The organism is Zavarzinella formosa DSM 19928 (genome assembly GCF_000255705.1).
Taxonomy (GTDB): domain Bacteria; phylum Planctomycetota; class Planctomycetia; order Gemmatales; family Gemmataceae; genus Zavarzinella; species Zavarzinella formosa.
In genome coordinates this window covers 117,829-125,834 of the sequence record NZ_JH636453.1, presented here as the reverse complement: position 1 = coordinate 125,834, position 8,006 = coordinate 117,829, and the positions used below count along the sequence as shown (strand labels likewise).

The 8,006-nt window shown below is 61.6% G+C and carries 2 protein-coding genes and 2 pseudogenes; 2 read left to right on the top strand and 2 right to left on the bottom strand.

Annotated features, from left to right (window positions below):
• Nucleotides 1-220: 220 nt before the first annotated feature.
• Nucleotides 221-1,024, bottom strand: a pseudogene (locus tag BGIM_RS60890) (IS5 family transposase).
• Nucleotides 1,025-1,155: 131 nt separating this feature from the next.
• Here BGIM_RS60890 and BGIM_RS0144960 point away from each other — a divergent pair.
• On the top strand, nt 1,156-1,758 hold the full coding sequence (locus tag BGIM_RS0144960) for an RNA polymerase sigma factor (protein ID WP_020476121.1): 603 nt from the start codon (nt 1,156-1,158) through the stop codon (nt 1,756-1,758).
• Nucleotides 1,759-1,989: 231 nt separating this feature from the next.
• On the opposite strand, the gene BGIM_RS59505 is transcribed toward BGIM_RS0144960, so the two are convergent.
• Nucleotides 1,990-5,961: a glycosyltransferase gene (locus BGIM_RS59505; protein WP_020476120.1), complete on the bottom strand. Its 3,972-nt coding sequence runs from the start codon at nt 5,959-5,961 to the stop codon at nt 1,990-1,992.
• Between the two features lie 221 nt (nt 5,962-6,182).
• On the opposite strand from BGIM_RS59505, the pseudogene BGIM_RS65395 reads away from it, so the two are divergent.
• Nucleotides 6,183-8,006: pseudogene (locus BGIM_RS65395) on the top strand (hypothetical protein); the annotation flags it as partial.

Below are 8,006 nucleotides of genomic sequence, written 5' to 3'. Positions count from 1 at the left end.
CTTTTCGGCAAACTCGCACTTTCGTTCGACGTGGGAGCTATTTAGCCCTTCCCGCCCCGGCCAAACAGTCATCCGCCGACTGTTCAGGAGAGGTTGATCCGTGTGCAACCGGTTTTTGGAGCCCAACTCACTCCCCGGCAGAATAAACAACTGACCAAGGGCTAAATTGCGGGCAGCATTCGCACTAATTGGTGGTCATATCGCTTGAGAGCCTGTAAATTTATGGGCCACAAAAGCAGTTAAAACAAATCAGGCTGAGCCCCGGATTCAACAACGCCAGTTGCATTTCTTGTGTCTTTTCCGTGACCACTCGCAGGCGTTTGAAATTATGCAACCAACCATCGTCCGTTCGACCATCCATCGGAACTTGCCCAGTCCGCCCCCGTGCGGCATTCGACGTTTCGCCAGATTGGGCACGATCATTCGCTCTCCCAACGCCTCCCGGAGCGCCTCGTCGTCATAGGCCCGGTCACCGCACAGTTCGCCCGGCCGGCCCCTCCGTCTCCCCTTCCGGGTCCGGCGGCCCGGCACTGTCGACCAAGGGCGGCGTCCCTGCTCCGTCCGGCACGTTGGCCCCGGTCATCTCCCCGGCCAGCGGAATGCCGCTGGCGTCGACCAAGACATGGTGTTTGACGCCCGGACACCCGCGATCCGTGGGATTCGGCCCGTTTCCCTCGACCCCGCCCCGCGCCCGGGCAAAGGAGGTGTCGAGGGCCGGCCGCGACCAGTCTATCTTTCCGGCCTCGTCCGCCGGGCGAGCAAGGTCTGGCGCAGGGTGAGCCAGACCTTGCTCGCCTGCCATTCCTGAAGACGCCGCCAGCGGGTCATGCCACAACCGCACACCGTCTCCGCCGGCAGTTCCTGCCATGTGATCCCCGTCTTCAGAACAAACAGGATGCCGGTCAGGGCTTCCCGGTCACCCACCCGCTTCCGGCCCGGATACCGGAACCGGAGAGGCCTGGCCGGGGGGCGGCGGCGGCTCGATCATCTTGCACAACGCATCGGGAACAAGTGGCTTGGCCATGACAAGCCTCCAATTCGGGCTGTCATTATTCACGGCGAATCAAATGCCATTTATCTCATAAATTCACAGGCTCTTAAATCAATTTTTGGAGTATAAAACCCAATAATCTCATGATTCCAGGGTGAATTGCGATGAACTATCAGCATCTTTCTGCTGAGGCCCTCCTGGCGCTTGCCCGCGACCATGATCCGCTCGCTCTCACGGAATTGTGGTCACGGTTGTTGCCCGCTCTTGAGCCTGTTGCCCGTGTCAGCCGTAACGAACCGAGCATTCGTGCCATTTACGATACCAATGCAATGCTTCAGACAGCATTCTGTCGGCTGGTCAAGGCGCTCCCCAAACACCACTTCGCCACCCTTGAAGATGTCCTCCGCTACGCTGTGGCGATTATTCACAACCGCCGGATCGCCCTCCGTCAGAAGCGGCTTAGCGCTCGGGGAGGGCCTCGTGAATCCTCGTTCGATCCTGACTTGGACCCAACACCGGCGCCAGATGTTGCGGGAGTTGCCCGCCGTCATGCCGAATTACTGGAACTGCTCGGACGCCACCTGCCCGCTGACGTGGTGGCTCTCATCGAGATGCGCGCTGATCTGCTCAGTTGGCGTGAAATCGGGGATTTGCTGGCACAGAATCCGGACACCCTGCGATTTCGCTGCGAGCGTGCCTTGGCTTCCTTCCGTGAGCGCTTTCCGGCCCATGCTCTCTTTCCAGATGCGACGGCGGAGAGTCACTAAGCACGTGGCCGGGGATGGGTATAATGTTTTTGGCCTCCGAAGGCCTCGCCATCGGTTGTCCGTTTTCGCCTGGCTCACCCGGCGGCGTACCCCAAGTGCAATGGCCATATCCTTCGGAGACCACGCCGTCCGCAAGCGCTGAATACCTGGAGAAGCGGCCCGGGAAACCGTGGACGATCATGTGGTTCCGGGCCATCGCCCTGTCTGTGACCCCAACCTTCAAAGTTTCGCTCACATTGTGTTCAACAACACATTCAAATTATGCCGGGCATCCGCGTTGTTGGGGTCGATTTTTAAAACATCCCGAAGGGCCGCCTCCGTGGCCGGCCAGTCCTTTCCCTCCCGAATGAGGGCATGGGTCAGCATGATCCGCAGCCTCACATCGCCGGGGTGCCCGGCGATGGCGTTCGCCAGCAATTCGCGAACAGCGCCCGGCATGTCACGGGCAAGCAAAATCCGAGCCCCGAACACCTCGGCGTCCGCCGAGTCGGGCATCAGTTCGACCAGCCGACGACGCACGCGTTCGGCGTCGTCCCATCGGCTCAAGGACACGAACAGATCCCCCAGCCCCTGCCAGGCTGGAAGAAAATCCTCCCGTTCCCCCACGGCCGCGAGCCATTGAGCTTCGGCCTCGGCTGGCCGGTTTTGGTCAAACATGGCGTTTGCCAGCTGATGACGCGCCTTGTAGCCCCGGACCCCGGCGTCAACCATGTCGAAATACTCCCCCTGCCTCGTGCGAAGCAACTGAACCAGGCATGCCTCCGCCGCGGCCGGGTCGCGGACATCTGCATGGAGCGAGGCTTCTTGAAACAACAGTTCCGCATCGTCGGGAAACTTATACTGGCCCTCGCGGCAGGCCGCCATTGCCTCGGCGTGCTGACCCAGACGCGCATGTGCCTGGGCGATGAGCGGGTATAGTTTCCGGACAATCGACAGAGAGGGAGAGGCGTTGTCCAAGCTGCGGCGGAAGATGTCCAATGCCTCCGCGGAGCGGTTCAGATCCAGATAGGTCCGGCCGAGGTTGAACAGAGTGAACGGCTCCCGGGGTTGCTCGGCCTCCTCCAGCAGCAACAACCGCAGGTTTCGGTCGAGTTTTCCCGATCGCCGCGAACTGTCGGCATATCCAACGTGATCCACCACAATATCGGTCCATCGAGTGGCGCCCCCGAGGTCGCTGACGGCCGGAAGAATTTGTTCGTGGATCCGATATCTCCAGGTGATGTCGGGATGCCGGGGAAAAATCCGCACCTGATCCAACATGCGAACCGAACGGCCCTCCTCGACGACCGAGCGCACTTTGATCGAATAGGCCGCGATCTCGTCGGGGAGGCCGGCGAACAGCCGACGAAGACGGTCGCGGTTCTCCTCCGAAAAGCGGTCATCCGCGTCGGTCCAGAAAATCCAGTCGCCGGTGCAATGCCGCAGGCTTTCGTTCCTGGCCGCGGCAAAACTGTCCGCCCAGGGGAATTCATATACTCGCGCGCCAAACCGGGCCGCGACTTCCCGTGTGCCGTCGGTCGATCCGGTGTCCACCACCACGATCTCGTCAACCAGGTCTCGGACGGAGGCGAGACACTCCGGCAAATGATGCTCCTCGTTCCGCACGATCATCGACAGTGACACTCTCGGCCGGCCGGAGGCTCTCGCCCTCATGGGGGGCGCCAGTTTGTCTTCGGGGGTGGCCGACCCGGCCGGGTTCAGCGGGTCGAGGCGGTCGGGCGTCTCGGCGGGCGGACCCGGCAGGTGGTATCCCTTGGTATGTTCCGGCCCCCATTTCTCGCCAAAGATCCGGAAATTCTCCCGAAGGCGCTCGCGAATATTCAAACCGAGCGCCTTGAAAGTCCGGTTGCCGAAGTGATGGACAAAGGCGTCCTGTGCGACCACGAGTTTGTAACCCGCCTGGATGGCCCGCAATCCCCAGTCGTCGTCATCAAAGAAGCCCAGGCCAAACCGCTCGTCCAATCCGCCGATCTTTTCAAACGCCTCGCGCCGGATTAGCAGGCAGAAACCGGTGAGCCGGCCGGTCGGGAGCAAGCGGCCGTTCCAATCCCGCCGTCTTTCGGCTGCGAACGCCTCCATGCCCTCCCGATCGACATAAGGAACATTCACAAACTGGGCGTCGGGGGCATTGTTGCTCACCGGCCCCGCCAGTCCGATCTCGGGGCTGCTGCGAACAGCCCGAATTAATCCCTCCAGCCAGCCGGCGGGAGTGATTGTGTCGTTGTTTAGGAGAACCAGGTATTCCCCGGCGGCCCGCCGAAGTCCCTGGTTGCAGGCGGCCGGGAATCCTTGGTTTTTCTCGTTGCGGATGACCGCCACCCGCACCGGCTCGGGCCGTCCCGCCAAGCTCTCAAAATACTCCAAAGTTCCGTCAGTCGAGCCATTGTCAATCAGCACCAGTTCAAAAGGGCCGTTGACAGATCGCAAAACACTCTCGACGCACAGGCGGGTGTACGTGAGTTGATTGTGGCAGGGGATGATGACCGACGCCAGATCGGCCTCCGGCCGGGTCGCGTCGGCAAACCATGGCTCCAATGACAGGGCCTGCGGAATCGTCTCGGCAAGCAATCGGCGTCGGCGGGCAAATTGCCGGGCCTTGAACCCTTCGCCTCGTGAATCAATCAGGGCGTGGACCGCCGCGGCTGCCTCGCGGTCGAAGGGATTGAGTTCGGCGGCGACCCACAGATGATTCAGGGCCTCGGAGGCATGCCCGCTGCGGGCCAGAGCCAAACCGAGAGCAGAACGCGTGACAGGAAGGTCGGGCCGGGCCGTGACGGCTTCGTAGGCATGGGTCAGGTCGCCGGTGTGTTCGGCGATCAGCGAGTGCAACCGCCAGCGGATCAGTTCAGTGCGGGCCTTTCGCTCCCCCGCCGGATCCCCGGCGTGTTCCCAACCGGCCCGTTCCCATTCGATCCGAAACCAGTCATAAGCGGGTGGAAAACGGGTTCCGTCACCGATGAGAACCGGCCGGCCGAGCGAAGCGCCTCCGATCAAAGCAAGGCCCCGTCTCGCCTCGTCAACAGCCGGCACGGGATTGCCGGTGAGGGCCAGCGCCTCGGACAGGTTCAGGCAGGCCAGCAAATCACCCGGACCGGCCGACACTGCCTGACGAAAATCATCCAGCGCTTGGTGATTACGAGATGGATTGGGCCCGCCGCCGCGATGACGGAGCGTCCCGAGGGCGTTCTGGCAAAACGAGGCATGCGAACGATCCCTGGCGGCGATCAACAGATCACGAGTCAGTGTCGGATCGGCGGTTTCCGGCTGATGGAGGGCTTGGGCCGTCCGCAATCTCAGGTTTCCGAGGGGCGTCATGGCGGGCCGGCGGGCGGCCCGGGCTTTCAACTCCGGAAACTGCCGGATGATTGTGTCGATGATCGCGTTCAACGACTCTTCAAACGTCACGGGAGGCAGCGAGGCCGAAGCCTCGCGGACCAGACGTCGGCGTTCTTCCTCGTGGCGGAGGTACCGCCAGATGATTCCCTCCAGCGTCTCCTCGGTGAAGGCGATGTCCCCGAGCGGCGACGGCAACAGCCGGCCGTCCCCGACGGCCAGGTACAGGCTTCCCGCCGAGGAGGCCTCCCATGCCTGACGACGGCGTTCGCCCGGCCCGCCGGACTCGACGACGATCTTGCCACGGCGGCAAAGATCCCGGAACAACTCCTGGTCCCGGCTCGCCCGGACCACGACCCGGCATCGATCCGACATCCGGCCCAGTTGTTGAAGCACCCAGGCACGATCCCGCTGGATGGCGGGGTTGAGGTTGCCCACCCAAACGACGTCGATGTCACGTTCGGCTCCCGGATCACGCGACGTCGGCCGGTCGGCGGCCGACAGTTCGCCCGGTTCGGCGTTGAAACCCGCGAGACGAAATGCCTCAACCCCGGCCGGATCGGTGATCGCCAGTTCCGCGAACGGAAGGCAGTGACGATATTGATGCCATAGCAAATGCCAGTCCGGCGCGAGGACGATCACGGGAACCGGCAACGTCCAGACACAGTCGGGAACGGAGGTGTAACCAAGATTGACAATGACGCAGTCCGGTTCCTTCCCGCCGAGCCGAACCCGTATCGTTTCCCAAGTGTCCGTGGGACCGATGGGAAAATGATCAGGACCAAACGGGATGATCCGTTCACGGCGTGTCGATTCGCCAAGATACTGTTTCAAAAACGGATTGCCGACGGGGCCAAACAAGCATCGCATGTGGGCAAAATCTCCAAAATCTCAAATCGATTGAGAGCGAGGCAACCCTTAGTGTGGTAATTGTGCGATGAATCCTGTCAATCATTTTGTGAAGTTTTCTTAATTTATTGATGGCTGTTGACGATCTCGCTTGGTAATTTACTTCTCTCGTTTGGACTCGTAACAATCAGCCCAGTGGTGCGAACTCGACCTCGCATCCCCACCCTCGTTTGGTTTACCACATGCAATGGACTGTTTCGTCGCTCGCCCGCCGCTGGCTTGCCCCCTCAAAATCCCGAACAAAATCCTCAAAAACAATTCTCAGCCTGCCGCCGCTGGAGCCTCGCAACTCCCCCGGTCAGATGCTGCTTGGCATTCCAAACAGTTCGGGCTTGCTCGGGGGAGACTTCACATCGTCGGCCGGCCAGATTGGCAATGGCCCGATGGGGAGCGCCAATCTGCTGACCGCCGGCCAGGGGTACGGAAACGGCGGCAATAGCGTCACGAACGAGTTCCGGCTAAATCACGGATACTTGGCAAATGCCGGGCTTTTGCAGGCGTTCGGCGGTTATGGGATGAGCGACGGGTTCGCTCAGATTCTCGACAATGGCTTCTCCGGAATGGGTTCGGAGAGCATGGGCACGAGCGGTGGCTCCGGCGGTTCTTCGGGAATCTCCGGCGGCGGGAACGGCTTTGACGCGCACGGGGCCGACCAGCACGGATTCAGCGATTTTTCGTCATGGGGCGGGTCGTCCGGGGGAATGCCGGGCATGCCCGGCGGGGCATCAACCACGCCCGCCAACTGGTCGCCCAACGGCCCCGGGTCGATGGGTTCGGACGCGATTTCAAAACTTCAGTCCGGCGATCTGAGCCAGATTTCCAATCCCCTCCAGATGAACACAGCCAACGGAGCGGCGATGTTCGACGCCGGGCGGGGTCAATTCAGCCCGTTGTCTCCCTCATGGGCTTCCGGAGACTACGGAGCCGGCAACTCGGGGATGAGTTATCCCGGGGGGCTCCTTCCGGGACATGGCGAGGACCCGCCCACGAACCTCGCCGGTGGCGGCGCGACGGGTCTCGGGCGATTGAGTTCTCTGCCGAACGGAGGCGCGGGGCTGATTGGCCGGACCAACACCGACGGCTTTGCCACAATTCCCAATCCGCAGGCCGGAAGTTCCTCCGCCTCGGCTGTTCCTTCGCCCCTGGCCGAAGCCGGGGCGGTCAGCGGCGGGTTGTTCAATTCTCCGACGGTCGGCGCGTTGTCTCCGCTGGTGCAGTTGCATGGCGGATCCGCCGGCGATTGGCTCGTATACGCCGACGGATCCGCCCTGCCGACGGGCACTGCGTCGGCGGCCCCCGTCCCGTTGTCCGTCCAACGATCAGGGACTGACAATTACGGCCAATACTTCCTTACTGAAACCGGATCCTCGGTCTATGAATTGAACCGAACCGGGACCGAAGCGGGAACCTTCTCCTTGACAGAGACGGTCACGGTGAATTTTACGCTGTCAAGGCCGGGGTACAACACGGCGTGGACATACTCCGGGCACGATGTATTGACAGCCCATGTCTCGGGGAGTTTTAACGGCACGCAGTTCACCGTGGCCCAGTCCAACATGACGGAGGCGGGCACGGAGACAATACTGCAAACAATAACCAATTCCACAGGCCAGACGGTTCCTGTGAACGAGTCGGTTGGATCGTTCGCGATGAACGGCGAAGGCGGGTCCGACCTCCGGCTCGACCAATTCCAAGTGTCAAAATCCGGCCATGAATCCTACCAATGGACCGAATATCGACCGACGGGCGGAATGACTTCGAGTGACAGTTATTCTCTTTCCACGCGAGGAGGAGCCGATTATCAACTTAATGCCGATGTGTTACTGATCCCAGGCACAGGAAGCGGCAGCGGAAATGGTTCCGACAGCGGCAGCGGTTCGACCAGCGGAAGCGGAAGCGGTTCGACCAGCGGAAGCGGCAGTGGAAATGGTTCCGACAGCGGCAGCGGTTCGACCAGCGGCAGTGGTTCGACCAGCGGAAGCGGAAGCGGCTCGACCAGCGGAAGC